General features: G+C 37.8%; 23 protein-coding genes. 9 read left to right on the top strand and 14 right to left on the bottom strand.

Annotation, left to right across the window (positions count from 1 at the left end; all coding sequences use genetic code 11):
- Positions 1 to 7: 7 nt before the first annotated feature.
- Genes HDE70_RS12525 through HDE70_RS12510 form a run of 4 tightly spaced genes read right to left on the bottom strand, consistent with a single transcriptional unit; the run spans position 8 to position 2,373 of the window.
- Positions 8 to 676 (bottom strand): glycosyltransferase family 2 protein, encoded by a 669-nt coding sequence (locus HDE70_RS12525; protein ID WP_260160548.1) that lies wholly within the window; start codon positions 674 to 676, stop codon positions 8 to 10.
- Positions 677 to 699: 23 nt separating this feature from the next.
- Positions 700 to 1,365 carry a glycosyltransferase family 2 protein gene (locus HDE70_RS12520; protein ID WP_183890470.1) on the bottom strand — a complete coding sequence of 222 codons (666 nt, stop codon included), beginning with the start codon at positions 1,363 to 1,365 and terminating at the stop codon, positions 700 to 702.
- Positions 1,366 to 1,397: 32 nt separating this feature from the next.
- Complete coding sequence (locus tag HDE70_RS12515) at positions 1,398 to 2,093, bottom strand: glycosyltransferase family 2 protein (protein ID WP_183890468.1); 696 nt, start codon at positions 2,091 to 2,093, stop codon at positions 1,398 to 1,400.
- 22 nt (positions 2,094 to 2,115) lie between these two features.
- Positions 2,116 to 2,373, bottom strand: a complete 258-nt coding sequence (locus HDE70_RS12510; RefSeq protein ID WP_183890465.1) for a hypothetical protein — start codon at positions 2,371 to 2,373, stop codon at positions 2,116 to 2,118.
- 132 nt (positions 2,374 to 2,505) lie between these two features.
- Here HDE70_RS12510 and HDE70_RS12505 point away from each other — a divergent pair, with 132 nt between their 5' ends.
- Positions 2,506 to 3,225 (top strand): glycosyltransferase family 2 protein, encoded by a 720-nt coding sequence (locus HDE70_RS12505; protein WP_183890463.1) that lies wholly within the window; start codon positions 2,506 to 2,508, stop codon positions 3,223 to 3,225.
- On the opposite strand, the gene HDE70_RS12500 is transcribed toward HDE70_RS12505, so the two are convergent.
- Positions 3,220 to 3,873, bottom strand: coding sequence for a glycosyltransferase family 2 protein (locus HDE70_RS12500; RefSeq protein WP_183890461.1), 654 nt, complete (start codon positions 3,871 to 3,873; stop codon positions 3,220 to 3,222). The two genes, HDE70_RS12505 and HDE70_RS12500, sit on opposite strands and share 6 nt — an antisense overlap.
- Positions 3,874 to 3,999: 126 nt before the next feature.
- Here HDE70_RS12500 and HDE70_RS12495 point away from each other — a divergent pair, with 126 nt between their 5' ends.
- Positions 4,000 to 4,710 carry a hypothetical protein gene (locus HDE70_RS12495; RefSeq protein ID WP_183890459.1) on the top strand — a complete coding sequence of 237 codons (711 nt, stop codon included), beginning with the start codon at positions 4,000 to 4,002 and terminating at the stop codon, positions 4,708 to 4,710.
- A gap of 20 nt (positions 4,711 to 4,730) precedes the next feature.
- Here the strand turns inward: HDE70_RS12495 and HDE70_RS12490 are convergent, their stop codons facing one another.
- A complete protein-coding gene (locus HDE70_RS12490) occupies positions 4,731 to 5,453 on the bottom strand; it encodes a glycosyltransferase family 2 protein (RefSeq protein WP_183890457.1) in 723 nt (240 codons plus the stop codon).
- A complete protein-coding gene (locus HDE70_RS12485) occupies positions 5,450 to 6,106 on the bottom strand; it encodes a glycosyltransferase family 2 protein (RefSeq protein ID WP_183890455.1) in 657 nt (218 codons plus the stop codon). Before HDE70_RS12485 ends, HDE70_RS12490 begins: the two co-directional genes overlap by 4 nt.
- A 113-nt stretch (positions 6,107 to 6,219) precedes the next feature.
- Between HDE70_RS12485 and HDE70_RS12480 the strand changes: the two genes are divergently transcribed.
- Both HDE70_RS12480 and HDE70_RS12475 read left to right on the top strand, forming a co-directional pair.
- Positions 6,220 to 7,077: a glycosyltransferase family 10 domain-containing protein gene (locus HDE70_RS12480; RefSeq protein WP_183890453.1), complete on the top strand. Its 858-nt coding sequence runs from the start codon at positions 6,220 to 6,222 to the stop codon at positions 7,075 to 7,077.
- Positions 7,078 to 7,382: 305 nt separating this feature from the next.
- Positions 7,383 to 8,096, top strand: a complete 714-nt coding sequence (locus HDE70_RS12475) for a glycosyltransferase family 2 protein (RefSeq protein ID WP_183890451.1) — start codon at positions 7,383 to 7,385, stop codon at positions 8,094 to 8,096.
- 7 nt (positions 8,097 to 8,103) lie between these two features.
- On the opposite strand, the gene HDE70_RS12470 is transcribed toward HDE70_RS12475, so the two are convergent.
- Entirely contained in the window at positions 8,104 to 8,436 is a 333-nt protein-coding gene (locus HDE70_RS12470; RefSeq protein ID WP_183890449.1) for a DMT family transporter, read from the bottom strand.
- Between the two features lie 53 nt (positions 8,437 to 8,489).
- Positions 8,490 to 9,128: a glycosyltransferase family 2 protein gene (locus HDE70_RS12465; RefSeq protein WP_183890447.1), complete on the bottom strand. Its 639-nt coding sequence runs from the start codon at positions 9,126 to 9,128 to the stop codon at positions 8,490 to 8,492.
- A gap of 147 nt (positions 9,129 to 9,275) precedes the next feature.
- On the opposite strand from HDE70_RS12465, the gene HDE70_RS12460 reads away from it, so the two are divergent.
- The 5 genes from HDE70_RS12460 to HDE70_RS27140 all read left to right on the top strand — a co-directional run bounded on the left by HDE70_RS12460 (position 9,276) and on the right by HDE70_RS27140 (position 12,250).
- Positions 9,276 to 9,770 (top strand): hypothetical protein, encoded by a 495-nt coding sequence (locus HDE70_RS12460; RefSeq protein ID WP_183890445.1) that lies wholly within the window; start codon positions 9,276 to 9,278, stop codon positions 9,768 to 9,770.
- A gap of 44 nt (positions 9,771 to 9,814) precedes the next feature.
- Positions 9,815 to 10,378 (top strand): hypothetical protein, encoded by a 564-nt coding sequence (locus HDE70_RS12455; RefSeq protein ID WP_183890443.1) that lies wholly within the window; start codon positions 9,815 to 9,817, stop codon positions 10,376 to 10,378.
- Between the two features lie 250 nt (positions 10,379 to 10,628).
- On the top strand, positions 10,629 to 10,955 hold the full coding sequence (locus HDE70_RS12450; protein ID WP_183890441.1) for a SnoaL-like domain-containing protein: 327 nt from the start codon (positions 10,629 to 10,631) through the stop codon (positions 10,953 to 10,955).
- A 79-nt stretch (positions 10,956 to 11,034) separates the two neighbouring features.
- Positions 11,035 to 11,226 (top strand): cold-shock protein, encoded by a 192-nt coding sequence (locus tag HDE70_RS12445; protein ID WP_068396992.1) that lies wholly within the window; start codon positions 11,035 to 11,037, stop codon positions 11,224 to 11,226.
- A 151-nt stretch (positions 11,227 to 11,377) separates the two neighbouring features.
- Positions 11,378 to 12,250, top strand: a complete 873-nt coding sequence (locus HDE70_RS27140; protein ID WP_221302043.1) for a glycosyltransferase family 10 domain-containing protein — start codon at positions 11,378 to 11,380, stop codon at positions 12,248 to 12,250.
- 30 nt (positions 12,251 to 12,280) lie between these two features.
- On the opposite strand, the gene bioA is transcribed toward HDE70_RS27140, so the two are convergent.
- The 5 genes from bioA to HDE70_RS12415 are packed head-to-tail and all read right to left on the bottom strand — an operon-like array spanning position 12,281 to position 16,949.
- Positions 12,281 to 13,570 (bottom strand): adenosylmethionine--8-amino-7-oxononanoate transaminase, encoded by a 1,290-nt coding sequence (bioA, locus tag HDE70_RS12435; protein ID WP_183890439.1) that lies wholly within the window; start codon positions 13,568 to 13,570, stop codon positions 12,281 to 12,283.
- Positions 13,567 to 14,565, bottom strand: coding sequence for a biotin synthase BioB (gene bioB / locus HDE70_RS12430; protein WP_183866669.1), 999 nt, complete (start codon positions 14,563 to 14,565; stop codon positions 13,567 to 13,569). The genes bioA and bioB overlap by 4 nt, the downstream gene beginning before the upstream one ends.
- An 11-nt stretch (positions 14,566 to 14,576) precedes the next feature.
- Positions 14,577 to 15,209, bottom strand: a complete 633-nt coding sequence (gene bioD, locus HDE70_RS12425; protein WP_183866670.1) for a dethiobiotin synthase — start codon at positions 15,207 to 15,209, stop codon at positions 14,577 to 14,579.
- A 5-nt stretch (positions 15,210 to 15,214) separates the two neighbouring features.
- Positions 15,215 to 16,342, bottom strand: coding sequence for an aminotransferase class I/II-fold pyridoxal phosphate-dependent enzyme (locus HDE70_RS12420; protein WP_183890437.1), 1,128 nt, complete (start codon positions 16,340 to 16,342; stop codon positions 15,215 to 15,217).
- Between the two features lies 1 nt (position 16,343).
- Positions 16,344 to 16,949, bottom strand: a complete 606-nt coding sequence (locus tag HDE70_RS12415; protein WP_183866672.1) for a hypothetical protein — start codon at positions 16,947 to 16,949, stop codon at positions 16,344 to 16,346.
- Positions 16,950 to 17,013: the final 64 nt, after the last annotated feature.

Raw genomic sequence — 17,013 nt, 5'->3', positions numbered from 1 at the left:
TTAATTTTTAATGATAATACCTACTCTGTTTAGGGTTTTCGGTTTTCCCCTCAAAACGAACATCCATCCAATTGCTGGCATATTGTCTTTTATGTCTTGGGTCTTCAAAAGGCTTTAAAGTGGTATTTGAATTATGTAGTGTAGCAATAAATCCATCGGAATAATTATGTGCATGAAGTTTAGCACCAGTATTCCATGAATAATCATAATCTTCTCCAATTTGTAAATCTTTAAACGGATGATCGAGCCAAAATGATTTCCTGTAGGTCATAGTTGCTCCTGCCAACCATGGATGTTCCAGAAGGTTTCCATCATATCTCCAGAATTTACCAGCTCTTGGAGAGAAAAATATAATTTGGCTCAACCCGGATATATCTGCCTTAGACTCCGTTAAAAAATTAACTGATTTGTTTATCCAGTCAGACGCATACCAGTCATCATCGTCCCAATGCATAATAATTTCCCCTTGTGCTTTCTCGCAAGCATAATTTCTTTTAATCCCGATACTGCCTAGAGGATCAGTATAGAAGTATTTAATGCGCTTATGATCAGGTAACAGAGACCTTATTGATTTTTTTCCATCATCTATGACAATCAATTCTGCATTTCTAAAATCCTGGTTTAAGAAATGTTCAGCTGCCAAGGCTGCAAAATTAGGTCGGTTGGCGGTTGGCATAATACAGGATACATAGGGAGTGCTCAAGATTCAGTTTCTTTATTAGGTTCATTCCAGCCAATTGCGTGTTTTTTATGCTTGGGGTTTTCAACAGGTTTGATACTTGTATTATGCGCATGTAAAATAGCAACAAAGCCATTCAGATATTCCAATGCAAAAATTTTAGCTCCGGAGTTCCACACAAAATCATAATCTTCGCCCACCTGCAAGTCAATAAAAGGATGTTGCTTCCAAAAAGATTTTCTATAAGTCATTGTAGCACCACAAAGCCATGGCTTATCTTCTTCAGTATCTTCATATAACCAGCGTTGATCTACAGAGGGTGAATAGAAAACAACTCTATTCAGACCTGCTATATCAGCTCCTGAGGTTAATAATGCATCTGTTATCCTGGTAATCCAGTCGGGCGCATAATAATCATCATCATCCCAATGCATAATAATCTCTCCTGAGGCTTTTTCACAAGCATAATTACGTTTAACCCCGATGGTTCCTAAAGGTTCAGTATAGAAATACTTAATTTTTGGATGATTGGGTATTATCGAAGCACTTGAATTAATTCCATCATCTATAATCACAAGTTCCGCATTAGGGTAATCTTGTTTTAAAAAGTAATCAATGGCAAAAGGTATAAATTTTTGTCTGTTTGCCGTGGGCATAATACAGGATACAAGAGGTGGATTTATCATAAAATTATTATTTAAAGATTAAGCTTGATTTTTTAACTATTTATCATTTTAACGATGCTATTTGTTAGTTCTTCATCTAACAACTCACTCTTATCCATGAAATTTTCGAAATGTTTATAATTCCATGTATTTGCTCCATGATAGATATATACATATAAAAATGGAGCGTCCTCAATTCGGTATAGAAGCTTTCTGCCGGATAAAAATGTAATTACATGCGTATCTTCTCCACGATTGGCATTTGCATATTGATTCTGTAACAATATTTCCTTTCTGCACAATATTGTACCATCCCAGGTATATGGAAAAGAGTAATAAGCTTTTTTAGTAGTCGTATCATAAAGCAAAATTCGGTGCAGGACACTAGCCTGATAGCGTTGTCCGACAATCTGCATGCTGTTGAACTGATATGTCAGCCTGCTGGGATGATACCAATCATCATCATCCCACATGCAAACGTAATCTCCTGAGCATTTAGCAATCAAATGGTTTCTCGCGTTTCCTAAAGATTCATCTACAGCACGTTCTACCAACATGATCCTGATTGTATTATCTTTTTTCATCCTTTCAACTACTTGTTTACTATTCAGGTCGTTCTTTGGGTAAGAGATTACTAACTCTTTATTTGGATAATTTTGTGTTGCAAAACAAATAATAGCCTTTTCTAGTTGTTCGGATCTATTGCTTGTAACACATAAACAAGAGATCAGGGGATAGGGTTGATTCATAAGAAAATATTTAAATCAAAATTTAATAATGCTTCAGGTAAACGTATTTTTTACTTTTTATAGGAGTTTCTGGCTGTATTTGACCAGTTAAAAGTGCCTTATTAATATATTTTAACATATTTGCAGATAAAGGCACATCAGGGTTAGTACCCTCGCCTGTTGCATAAATTGCGCAAATCCGATCGCCACATAAACAAGTATGTTTAACTGTCGCTTTCCAATATCTCTCGGTGTCAGTCGGGTCGCCGCCCGGTATAAATGCATACCATGATCTTGCCATAATGAATTTTTTAATGTTTAGGCTAAAATTACATGAATCAGCATGGCTGTAATAGGGTCAAAAGTCCCAAAAGAATAATCAATTATAGGGCATTTTGATTTCTTTGTAACTTGTCTGAAATAGATTTAAACAATGAAAGAAAAAGTGAAAATTGATGTCATTATTTTAAGTTATGCACAGACAGATGAATTAAAAACAGTTACGGTTAACTGTGTTAATTCATTGATGAGGTCTGAAGATCCTGAGGAAATAGAATTTAATGTCATCGTAGTTGAGTCGGAAAAATCAATGAAACCCTTTCAATATGAGCAAACCCGAACTATTTATCCGGATCAGGAATTTAATTACAATCGCTACATGAACATTGGAATTGATATGACATCGGCTCCCTATATCTGTTTATGCAATAACGATCTGATTTTTTATCCCCAATGGGCAACAGAGATCCTTAAAACTTTTGATCAGTTTATAGATCTTTCCAGTGCCTCTCCATTTTGTACTTTACATCATCCAAAAATGGGATTTTTAAAGAATGACGGCCCTAAATTAGGGTATCGTATCAGAAATGAAGTTGCAGGATGGTGTCTTTTTCTCAAGCGTGATATATTACGGCTAACAGGAAAACCAGATCGGAATTATAAATTCTGGTGCGCAGACAATGATTACTCCAATACCCTTTGGGCATTGAAGTTAAACCACATGTTGATTACCTCATCTTTCGTGGATCATTTGGAAAACAAGACGTTAAACAACCAGACAGAAGAAAGGCAAGATGAACTTACAGAAAAAGAATCTATCTATTTCGATAAAAAATGGAAATACAGAACAGGACAAGATTGGGTTTTATTATAACCCAATCTTTTTGGCTTTATGTTTAGGATTTTCAAAATACTTAACAGTAGTATTACGTGGATGTAAGACAGCAACAAATCCATCAATATAATCATGTGCAAAAACTACCGCGCCTGGTTTAGAGATGAAATTATCATCTTCCCCAGTTTGCCTATCTTGAAATCGGTTAGTCTCCCAGAAAGATTTTCTATACGCTAAAGTTGCACCACTTAACCACTGACTTGGATTTGATGGATTATTTCTGTTCAAGGCTGTTCCGAGCCATAAAGTATCAGTAACCGGAGAAAAAAAATGAATATGTTCAACCCCGCATATATCAGCTCCGGATGTTGTCAAATAATCATATTGTTTACTAATCCAGTCCGGAGCATAAAAATCATCATCATCCCAATGCATGATAATCTCTCCATTAGCCCGCTCACATGCATAATTCCTCTTTGCTCCAATTGTTCCTAAAGGCTCAGTGTAAAAATACCGGATGCGGGAATCTTTTGGTAGTAAAGGAGCTATAGATTCTTTACCATCGTCAATAATGACCAGCTCTGAATTAATATAATCCTGATTTAAAAAATTTTTTAAGGCAAGAGGTACATACTTTTGCCTGTTTGCCGTAGGCATAATGCAAGATATCAATGGCTGTTTAATCATATGTTTTAATTTATATAGATCTAATTTAGTTAGGTTTAAGCAGCAAGGATAGGGTCAAAAGTCCCCAAAACTATCACAGCTATACATGATTTTCTATTTTTTGTAACTTGTTGAAAATAGAATTATATGAAAATACATTTAATCAGTTACGGAGACTCTAAATATGCCGCTCAAAGGGATTTTTTTAAAAAAACAGCCTTAGCATCGTCTTTTTTTGATGAAGTGACGGTCTTTAGTGATGAAGATATTGAAACGGCTTTTAGGACTCGTTTTCAAGATGCTTTAAGTTACCGAAGGGGGGGAGGGTTCTGGATCTGGAAACCTTATTTTGTTCAACGAGTGTTAGAAATATTAGGGGATAATGATATCCTGATTTATTGCGATGCCGGCTGTATGATTAATATCAAAGGTGAAAAGCGGTTTAAAGAATATATTGAGTTGTTAAATCAATCAGAAACCGGATGTCTAAGTTTTGAGTTGCCTCATAAGGAAATAGAATATACTAAGCGAGAAGTCTTCGACTATTTTGGAGCCTCCGAAACTATAATTCATTCTAATCAGTTAGTAGGAGGAGTACTTTTTTTAAGAAAATGCGCGCATACTACTATGCTTGTTAACAAATGGTACGCTACTTTATTCGAGAATCCCTCACTATTTACTGATGATAAAGATGAAAATGTTCAACACAAAGAATTCATAGATCATCGCCATGACCAAAGTATATTCAGTGTGCTGCGTAAAACTTATCAATCTGAAGTTATTCCTGATGAAACCTATTTTCTGGATTTCATCAGGGAAGGCCAGCCTTATCCTATCTGGGCAGCAAGGTTAAAATGATAAAGCTGGCATGGTCAGAATCAGGAGGGTAAAACCTCCACTTTGATATCCAGAAGACTGCGGATCCAATCAGTGCTTTCCGAATCTAGTGCATCACTTTTCTTTAAGTAATAAGAAAAATGGAAATAACTAAGTGCATTGGTGCCATGATAAACATAAAGATAAAGAAATGCACTGTCAGGAATGTAATGTAAGAGTTTTCTCGATTCCAGATATTTAACAATTTGTGCATCCTCAGCCACATCACTATTTGTAAATGGATGTTGTAAAATATGATTTTTTTTGCATAGCAGGCTTCCACACCAAAGGTAAGGGAACGAGAGGTACCCCTTTTGTGTGGTGACATCAAATAGCATAACCTTAGTTAGTATACTAGCTTCACGGAGTTGCCCATTTACCCTCATTGTATTATACTGATGTGCTAACCTTTTTGTATGATACCAATCATCATCATCCCACAAACAAATAAAATCACCATTACAATTTGCAATGGCATGATTCCTTGCAGCACCTAATGATTCATTTCCTTCCCGCTCTATACATACAATTCTCAGATCTGCAACTTCCAGTATGCTTTCTATCAGTTGTTTAGTTTCCTTATCCCATTTAGGATAGGAGATCACTAATTCGCGATTAGGATAACTTTGTGTATCAAAACTAACAATTGCTTTAAGTAATAACGACGGCCTGTTCTGCGTAATACAAATACAGGAAATTAGCGGATGTGATAACTTGATTTTCATGATTTTAACGTTTTATGTTTAGGATTTTCAAAACTTCTGACTACAGTATTATTTGGATGTAACAAGGCGACAAAACCATCATTATAATCGTGTATAAACAGTTTACCTCCATTATTCTGAATGAAATCATCATCTTCACCTGTCTGTAAATCTTTAAACGGATGTTTTTCCCAGGATGATTTCCAGTAAGCTAACGTTCCACCCGCAACCCAGTTCATCGGATTGGGAACTCCCTCATACTGTCTTGTCACAGTATAAATCTTATCCATAATAACCGAATAATAATGGATATGCTGTATTCCGCACATATCTGCCTCAGAAGCCAGAAGAAAATTGACCTGCTGTCTAAGCCAATCATGCGCGTACCAGTCATCATCATCCAGGTGCATAATAATTTCGCCCCTGGCAAGTTCGCAAGCATAATTACGTTTTAATCCTATACTTCCAATCGGATCAGTATAATAATACCTGATACTTGGATGTTTGGGTATTAAATGTGATACAGACTCCTTTCCATCATCTACAATGATCAGCTCCTTATTTCTATAAGACTGATTTAAAAAATATGCAACAGCAAAAGGAATGAACTTTTCTCTGTTTGCGGTGGGCATAATACAGGATACCAGCGGTGAATTCATAATAAGTCTTTTCATCACAATTTAGAAAGGATTAACGCTTGATGATAGGGCCAAAAGTCCCATAATCCTGTCCGTGACACGATTCGACCAGCTAATTTTTAACTTAGGAATAAGCAAAATTATAAACTATGAAGATTAAATTTTTTTCCGACTACGAGGTTTCTGAGAACCTGCTCACAAGATTCAAAGCAAATTATAAAGTGGAAGATGAGCTGCTCACCTTTACAACATCCGAGGATTACGACTATGCTGTTGTTTTTAACAGAGCTAATGATCTGCTAAAACCAGGTGCCAAAGTGATTACAGTAATTCAGGAGCCTTCCTGGAGTGATGCACATCAAAATAAGTTTTATTTGACCAATAGTGATTACATCCTGGTACATGACCCGGAACTATTTGAGAAGACCAATAACGTGAAATTAGGAGGGAAGGTCATTGAATCTCCTGCATTTATGTTTTACCATGATCATGTAGATCATTCTTTTTACGACCGCGCCGGGCAAGTCAAAAAAGAGAAAAAATTATCAATGATTGTATCAGGACTATACTTTAACCGGGCTAATTATCATAAAAGAATAGAAGTGTTAGTTAATATTTTAAAATCTAATCTGGATATTGATATTTATGGACGTGGTCTGAATATTCAGGACCAAAGATATAAAGGTGATTTAAAATATAAATACACAGGTTTATTGCCCTATGAATACTCTATAGCTATTGAGAACTCTAATGAAAAGAACTACATCACAGAAAAATTTGTGGACTGTGTTTTATGCAATACGACACCTATTTACAATGGAGCACCTAATCTTTCAGAAGTCTATGATGAGCGTTACTACAGGACAATAGATCTGGACAGTCCTCATATTGTTCAGGATCTTAGAAATATAATTGCTCACCCTGCGCCTGGCTCAGGAATAAATAAAGAGATCTATTTTGAAAAATATAACCTATACACCAAACTGAAAGAAATTATATACGGCTGATAGCGGCATATATCGAAGGTGGATTTGTTTTTTGATGAGGTTCCGGTTTTGTACCCACGCGGTATAAAAACATACATAAATAAATGATTATTGCAAGCAGCAATACAAATAAGATGATTTTGATGAACCTTGACATAAATTTGTTTTTGACTTGAAGATAAATAACAACTGCCTGGATTGGGAGGGTCAAAAGTTCCATAATTACTATAAAAAAGTAATAAACCGGGTCAAATGTCCCCAAATACAAGATTGAGGATAACCCTTTGATTTTGTTTGTAACTTGTGATAACAAATACAGGTACCCTATGAAAAGCAAGACCGAAATTGACGTTATTATCTTAAGCTTCGCACAGAACGAAGAGTTAAAACTGATTACCCAGCACTGCATCAATTCTTTGATGGACTCAGAAGATCAGGAAACTATCAAGTTTAACGTTGTTGTGATGGAATCGCAGCAGGAAATTAAACCGTTTCAATACAAAAATACTACGACCATATACCCTGAAGAAGCATTTGGTTACCACCGATATATGAATATTGGAATTGATATTACATCTTCCAAATACGTTTGCCTGTGTAATAACGACCTGCATTTCCACCCAGGCTGGGCAACCGAAATATTAAAATCCTTTCATAAATACTATGATCTCTCGAGCGCGTCTCCTTTTTGTTCTTTTCATCATCCCAAAATGGGATTTGAGCAGGATAATGGGCTTTATCCGGGGTACCGAAGCAGGTATGAAGTTGCAGGATGGTGCCTGTTTTTGAAGCGTGATGTTTTCAGGCTTACTGGGAAACTGGACGAAAACTATCAATTTTGGTGTGCTGATAATGATTATGCCAATACATTGGCCGCATTGAAAATCAGGCATGCACTGGTTTCTTCGTCAGTAGTAGATCATTTAGATAGCTGTACGCTAGACCAGCAGGCAGAAGCAGCAGCTATTGCCGCCAGTGAATTCTTTTACCTGGAGAAAAAGTGGAACCACAGAAAGATGGCAGGCTGGACCTGTGTATAATTCCGGACTAGTGTCCGGAATTTTTTGAGAATAAATTAATTACAACTACGCCAATTATAATCAGCACAATGCCTATAACAGCAGGCATATCAGGTTTTTGCTTATAAAAAACAGCTCCTAGTGTTGTAACTAAAACTATGCCCACGCCCGACCAGATCGCATAAGCAATGCCTAGATCCATTTTTCTTAAAGTCAGGCTAAGGAAATAAAAAGCGATAGCATATCCGAAGATCACAATAACAGAAGGCCACAACCTGGTAAACTCTTCTGAAGCCTTTAATGCCGTAGTCGCTATAATCTCTGAAATGATAGCAAGGAATAAGAATATATATGTTTTCATAAGGAGGTAGTTATCCGCAAATATCCTGAATATATAACTATGATCAGAACTGATTAACGGTTCTTTTTGTGATTACGATTTTCGAATGATTTAATCGTTGTGTTATCAGGATGCAGCATAGCAATAAAACCATCAATATAGTCATGTGCAAATATTTTGGCTCCAGGAGTCTGTACAAAACCTTCATCTTCACCTTTTTGCAGATCCTTAAAAGGATGCTGCTGCCAAAAAGACTTTCGGTACACCATGGTCGCTCCCGCAAGAAATGGTTTTGAATTTGGGTTATTCCTGTTTTCAGCATCACCCTGCCAAAATGCTTGCATGATAGCCGAATAATGATGGATATGCTTGATTCCGCAGATATCGGCTCCCGAAGTCAGCAGGAAATTCACCTGCTGAGTAATCCAGTCGTAAGCATACCAATCATCATCATCCCAATGCACAATAATCTCACCTTGTGCCTTTTTGCAGGCATAATTGCGTTTTGCTCCAATCGTACCCAGTGGGGGAATATAAAAATACCTGATGTTAGGAATCTGAGGTAACAAAGGAGCAATAGACTCCTTACCATCATCAATGATGACTAATTCGGCATGCTGGTAATCTTGCTGTAAAAAATAATCCACTGCAAAAGGAATGTATTTCTGCCTGTTGGCAGTTGGCATAATACAGCTAACTAAAGGTTGTTCCATAATAATCTATTTGATGTCAATTTAAAAATGATTGACGCCGCTTTGCAGGGTCAAAAGTCCCAAAAAATCAATCACCTGATTACGCTTTCGATTTCTTTGTAACTTGGAACTGACCGTGAAATCCAACCCTAAATTTAAAAGCAGTTTATGAGTAGTATAACATCCTTTTTAGCCTATGCAGAAGCCAGAAACCGTGTTCTAAAACCTATTGATGGAGTAGTTATGTACCCTTTTGAAGAAACTGCTATTCCACAGTACGTTTATTTCATGCCCAAAACATTGACCAAAGAAGAGCCCCTCAGTGAATTTTTTAAACATCAGTTCCTGTATCTTCCTGACTTATTTTATGTGCTGTATTTTAACCCTATCCGATGGATCCTTCCCGATCTTGCAGAGCGGGTCCAGTCTTTGGAATGTATACCAGTAGGTTATGGCAAAGACCAGAAATTGTTTCAGTTAAGCTATGGCCGTATCACCTTTGATGTTACACCTGCAAGCGATGAACCTGACTTTGAAGAACAGACCGTATTCAGGGTCCCGCTGTATATCGCTGAAACAAATTTCTTTATCAATGTCGTAGAGCTGCCCAACAACATGGGAACACCCAAATTATTCGAAAAGATAGACTTTACCTGGCAATAATGCCTTTTTCTCTTTAAATATCAAATAAGAATTAACCCAATCAGATGAAATTAATAGAAAAAATTGACCGGCATGAAGTCCTCAGGAGATGGGCAATAGGGGAAGTATATTCAGAATTCTTTAATCCACTCTATGAATCAGGAAGAGAAGAGACTATGAAAATGCTTTTTTCAGGTAACCACTATCTGGAACGGGAGGGAATAGACATAGTTTTGGAATTTAAACAGAGCCTGGTAGACTCCATTTCCTTATACGTTAAATGGTATAAAGCAATATTGGAAATTAACAGATCAGATCTTGATATGGTTTATACCCTGCAACTGCCTGGGTGGGAACGAAATACTGATGGATCTTATCTGGTTGCCGATGCAGCTAAAAACATCAATGAAATGCCATTTCTGGATCCACGGGTTACCGGTATCTACAATGCACTGAAAGACAGTGAAGTTAAACTACAGGGGATTACTCTTTTGGCCGTAGATAAAATCGGGCCATACGTAGCAGTAGAAGGAACAGGAAGACTAACTAGTATTTACATGGCACAACAACTGAACAATCTGGATTTGATTAAAGATAATCAGGTGGAAATCGCTTTAGGATTATATTAATGGGATATATCAACAGGTTTAACTACGGGAGATACAACAGGTACCGCCATTATCATAAAAAAATATGTGCAAAATATAATCTTAAAAATTATTACAGCAAGCTATACCGATTATTTTTTAAAACTAAATCGAACTAGCTTTTTTGATTGTTATCTAATTAATTATCTATTGTTTAAGTATTTATTTGATGGCTGGAATTTCTTTTGTACTTTCAGTTTTTTAATCAGGTATTTATCAAAATTAATCAATAATGAACACTCGGGAAGTTGCGGATAAATTCATTCAATTATGGCGTGAAGGTAGAAACGATGACGCTATTCAGGCTTTCTATTCAGCTCAAGCTATTCATCAAACCCGGGGGTTTTTGTATTCCAGGAAGATGGAACAAGCCAACAGTATAGAGATTTCTGAATTATTAGTGATTGGAGAGTATTTTTGTTTGAGACTAAAGATGAATATGGTCCTTAAAGACATCGGCACAAGCACTTTAAATGAATCATGGGTATTTGAAGTTAAAGGAGGTAAAATTGTTTATGAACGCTTCTTTAACTATAATACCAAGGCCGTTTTAGTCTGATGAGAAAAATATTATTTGTTTTTTTAATAGTATGTAAAAATATATAAGTACATTTGTGAATATTTATAATAATAATACAATGCAAGAAGGAGTAGTAAAATTTTTTAATGAAACTAAAGGTTTCGGATTTATCGTACCAGCAAATGGTGACAGTGAAATCTTTGTTCATTCAACAGGCCTAATGGCTAGCATCCGTGAGAACGATAAAGTTACTTATGATGTAGAAGAAGGCCGTAAAGGTCTTAACGCAATTAATGTTCAGTTAGTTTAAGTTTATTAACTATATAATTGACCTATACCGGTCCGATTTATCGGACCGGTTTTTTTATGCCCGATAAGGTCATATGTCCCAAAATAAGCAGATGTTATGCGCTGCTTTTTCCATTCTTTATCTTAGGTATCTATAAAAAAAACAGCTATCTATGACGAAGATCAAATTCCTCTCCAACTATGATAATTCAGAGAGTCTCTTAAAAAGATTCAAAGCAAATTATCTTATTTACGACAATGATTTAGCGTTTACCATTGCAAATGACTACGACTATGCTGTGGTGTTTAATCGTACAGATGAACCTGTTAATCCGAAAGCTAAGGTAATTACCATCATCCAGGAGCCTTCGTTTAGTAAAGCACATGAGTATATTGATTTTTTGTTACACAGTGATTATGTACTCGTCCATGATCCCGAATTATTTGAAAAAGCACATAACCTTCACATCGGTGGTGACGTGATCACATCTCCTTCTTATATGTTTTATCATGATCTTGTGCCTTATCAATTTTTTGACGCAGCCACGGTGATTAAAAAAGAGAAAAAGCTTTCTATGATTGTCTCTTATTTAAATAAACCAGTAGGGATTTATAATAAACGTTTTGGTCTTTTGAACAAGATACTGGATTCAGATCTGGATATTGATATCTATGGAAAGCGGCTGGAAACTGAAGACCGTAGATTCAGAGGGTGGCTGGAACATAAATTTACAGGCTTATTACCTTATGAATATTCTATTGCAATTGAAAATTCAAATGAATGGAATTATGTAACTGAGAAATTTGTGGATTGTGCCTTATGCCGCACGATCCCTATTTATAACGGTGCACCAAATATCGCTGATATTTATGACGAGCGCTATATCAGGTTAATAGACCTCGATAGCCCTACTATCATAGAAGATATCAAAAAAATCATTAAAGAACCAGCTCCACTCTCCACAAGAAATAAAGACATCTATTTCAATCACTATAACCTTTATACAAAACTTAAGGAAATTATTCTGGAGAAACGTTACGGGTAAAAAAGGGGCTTTCAAAAAGCCCCTTTTACATTAATAAAGTTCAAGTGCCCCTTCGATCTCTTCGTAAATACGATCAAGATCCTCGTCACTAATGCAATAGGGTGGTAAAATATATATTACGTTTCCCAGTGGGCGCATTAAAATCCCCTTATTCAAAAAGTAATCATATAATAAATTCCTCAGGTCATCGAAATAAGAAGTGCCCGTTTCTGTACGCCATTCGATGGCCAGAATTGTTCCCGTTTGCCTTGCCGATTCTACGCGCATATGTTGCCTGATCCTTTGCAGAAAACCAGCATGTCTGCGGCAGATCCGGTCTATATGCTGCTGAGTTTCCTCCGTCAGTAATAAATCAATACTTGCTGAAGCCGCAGTACAGGCCAGAGGATTTGCCGTAAAAGAATGACCATGAAACAATGTCTTCATCTTATCTTTAGATAAAAATGCATTGTAAATCTCTTTTGAACAGGTTGTTACTCCTAAGGGCATTGTTCCCCCGGTTAATCCCTTAGAAAAGCACATGATATCCGGTTTTTCCGTCAAATGATCCGCGGCAAAATGTTTTCCGGTGCGTCCAAACCCGGTAAAAACCTCATCTTGTATCATAAATACGTTTTCTGATCTGCAATGCTTCATGAGTTCATCCAATTCGGTAGCTCCATACATTAACATTCCAGCAGAGCCCTGAACCAAAGGCTCGTAAACAAAACAAGCCAGCTGATCACTTATTGCAGAAATCTGTCTTTTCAGTTCAGGTAGATTTTCAGCTGTCGGAAGGTCAATATAGACTACTTCAAATAAGTAAGCATCAAATGGAGCTGTCCATGCGCTGCGGCCACTAACCGACATCGCGCCAAAAGTGTCCCCGTGATATCCATTATTAAAAGCCATTACCTTTGTTTTTGCCTTCTCTTGATTATGCCAATACTGCATGCACATTTTTAAAGCTACCTCTACTGCTGTAGATCCATTGTCTGTGTAAAAAACTCTTTCCTGATTTTGAGGAAGCAGGCTCAACAGCTTTTCGGCAAGTTCAACAGCGGGCTCATGCGTAAAGCCGGCAAAGATTACCTGGTCAAGTTTTCTGATCTGTGCAGATACCTTGTCTGCAATATAAGGGTGGGAGTGGCCATGAAGGATTACCCACCACGAAGAGATTGCATCTATATAGCGATTGCCTTCCTCGTCAAATAAATAACAGCCTTCAGCACGTACAATCGCTGTAGGGATAATTGCATTTAACATTTGGGTATAAGGGTGCCAGATAACCTTTAGATCTCTTTCAGTTAAACTTAAGGTATCTTCTTCTATTGAACTCATAATGCAGTATTTGTGGTTATAGATTTCTCTTTTTGCATAGGCTTTAAACCTAACAAATCAAACATTTTTCTGTCGTCATCTAATCTTGGATTTGGTGTTACAAGCAGCTCTTCGCTTTCACTCGTAAAGATAGAATTAGCACCAGCCATGAAGCACCACGATTGTTCTTCGGTCGTCATTTCTGCACGTCCGGCACTTAATCTGACCATAGATTTTGGCATCAGTATTCTTGCTGTGGCAATCATTCTGACCATTTCCCAGGAGTCAACTTTTGGCAGATCAGCCAGAGGTGTACCCTTTACTCTTGCCAATGCATTTACAGGAACAGATTCCGGATGTTGTGCCAGCGTTGATAAAGTGTGGAGCATATTAATCCGGTCTGCATGAGTCTCTCCCAGTCCGATGATTCCACCAGAACACACAGAAATTCCTGCTTTTCTGACGTTGTTCAGGGTGGATAACCGGTCATCATAGGTACGTGTATTGATAATTTCCTGATAATAGTCTTTAGAAGTATCAAGATTATGATTATAAGCATATAATCCTGCCTCTTGTAATCTTTCAGCTTGTGTTTCGGTAATCATGCCGAGGGTGCAGCAAACCTCTAAGCCAATCTCATTTACACCCTGTACCATTTCCAGAATGTTTTCAAAATCCCGGTTGTCCCGTACTTCGCGCCATGCTGCGGCCATACAGAAACGGGAAGAACCAGAATCTTTAGCTCTTTGCGCAATGGCTACAACATCGTCTTTTGACATTAATGCTTTTACGGTAATTCCTGTATGATAACGGGCGGCCTGCCCGCAATAAGAACAATCCTCAGGACAGCCTCCTGTTTTTACAGATAATAAGGTGCAAACCTGTACTTCTCCGGCCTTATGCCATTGGCGATGCACGGTTGCAGCCTGATAAATAAGTTCCAGTAAAGGCTGATGATAGATGTTTTCGATTTCCTGGATAGACCAGTCATTGCGTATAGTCGTATTACTGTTCATGCTAAATAAAATTAATTGATAATCGGAATAGGGTTAAACTGAAAAGGTGCATTTGCAATCGCATCTCTGTTAATCTCTGTGAATTCAGGTAATTTGCTCCATGTGCTATTTTTTGGCAGGTGATGAAGCAGGACATTCATGGTGTCAAAATCGAAATCTCCATTAAGCACCAGATGTTTTAATGGGATGTTTTTGCTTGTTAATGCATGTATACTGAGCAGGGTATGGTTAATGCAACCCAGGTAGTTTCTGACCACCAGTATAGCATCTGCACCTAAAAGCCTGATCAGGTCTATCATTAAAAACCGGTGAGAAAGCGGAACGAATAATCCTCCTGCGCCCTCGATCAGTAACTGGTTATCTGTTTCGGGAAGGTGAAAATCCTGAAGACGTATTTCAATCCCTTCGCTTTTTGCAGCGCGATGGGGTGATGCTGCCATTTCGAATTGATAAGTTTCCGGATGGAAAACACTTCTGGTGTTACTGATCAGCTGTTTCACTTTGTCGGTATCCGTGTTGTCCAGATCTCCGGCCTGTACTGGTTTCCAGTAATCAGCTTTCAATTGTTCAGTAATCACGGCAGAAACAATGGTCTTTCCGACTTCAGTACCAATGCCAGTGATGAATAGGGGTTTGTTGTCCATATAATTTATTGACTCAGTTGTTTGATATGACGGCATAATTCAAGTATTTCTTCGTCGGTATTGTGAGTATGCAGGCAAATGCGCAGTCTTTCACTGCCTTTTGGAACAGTCGGACTTAAAATTGGCCGTACATCAAAACCTTTATTTTGTAAAGTGCGGCTGAATTGAATAGCTTCCATGTTGCCAGAAATGATAAGGCAATATATCGCGCCTATATTATCCCTGCATCTTGCTTGATGCTGAGGGGGTAAATTAGCCTTCAGAAGCGATGATTTATGTTGAAGAGTACTTTTGAGCAGTAAGTAAGATAAAAGGTGTCTGTAGGCGATTTGTAAAGCTAAAAGCTGAGAGAAGGGTAGGGCAGTTGTATAGATAAAGGGACGCGCGAAGTTAATCAGGTAATCCCTCAGTAAATCAGTGCCTAATACGATTGCGCCATGTAAACCCAACGCTTTTCCAAACGTAACTATGCGCGCAAAAACCTCCTGCTGTATCCCCAGTGAATCAACCAGTCCGGTACCAATCACACCAAAAGCATGTGCCTCATCAACGATTAAATGCGCCTGATACTTTGTACATAAAGCAGCAAGGCGAATTAAATCAGCACTATCACCATCCATTGAATAAATACTTTCAACCGCAACGTAACAGGCTCCGGTACTCTTTTTTATTTTCTTTTCCAGGTCTTCCAGGTCATTGTGAATAAACTTAAAGCGTGAAGCGAAACTCAGTCTTGCGCCATCGATTACTGAAGCATGAATGAACTCATCATAAAGAATGGTATCACCTTTCTGTGGCAGACAGGAAAATAAGGCTGAATTTGCGGTATAGCCAGAATTGAAGATCAGTCCGTTTGCTGACTGATGATAGCCGGCAATCTCTTCTTCCAATTCTTCTGCAAAGACAGAATTCCCGCTAAGTAATCTTGAACCTGTTGCGCCATTAGCTATCTGATGATGTTTTTTTAAAGCTTCATTAATAACCTGATGCAAATCCGCAGAGCGTGCAAAGCCTAAATAATCATTTGAACTGAAGTCATACAAGTCGTTCTTTGTCTGAAGACTACGAAAAGTATAATCTATCTTTCTCAAATTTAATTTATCCAGCATTATTTCGTTGGCGCCACGTTTCATGCTATACAGCTTTGGCTAAATCATTGATCCAATCCTGATAGAGTACTGCTTCTATAGTAGTTATCTTTTCTGCATGATTTTCCCATGTCGTGGAAAAGTTTTTGAGCTGAACCGTCATTTCTTCCAGGTGGCCCTGCTCTTCCAGAATGATAGAACGCACGCTAACCTTGCTCTTGTGCTGTGTAAGTACGGCCTGATAAATTGGGTAAATCAGGTCTGCACGAACTTCGATCGCATAAGTTACCAGTAAATAAGCTGCAAATTTTAATGCCGAACCAGTTAACTGGAGGTTGTCCCTTAAATAACGGCTGGTCATCAGATCCAGTTTATTCAGGTAGTACTTGCTGCTATAAGGTGCTAGCAGGTAGTCCGGCTCGTAGGTGGGGCAGGCTGTTGCATTTAACCTGGCAATTTGTTTCTTTAGATAGAAGGCATGCCGGTGTTCTTCTGCCGCATGTTTTAAAACCATATAGGTGGATGTTTCCGGTCTTTCGTTCGCTGATATCTTCCTGGCCCCGATATTCTCTTGTAAAGAGAGTGTATTCAGGAAGCGGGCATGTGTGTGGTCATCGCTGACTATATGTTGAAGAAGCTCCTCTAATTCCATTGAGTTCATTTGTTTGTGCCAAAAGTATTACCTTGCCGGACAGTTAATAGGTACCAGTTTTAAG

This window comes from Pedobacter cryoconitis, from assembly GCF_014200595.1.
In the GTDB taxonomy this organism is placed as follows: domain Bacteria; phylum Bacteroidota; class Bacteroidia; order Sphingobacteriales; family Sphingobacteriaceae; genus Pedobacter; species Pedobacter cryoconitis_C.
Note: the sequence above shows the minus strand (reverse complement) of the source record. Positions and strands in the feature narration are given on the sequence as shown.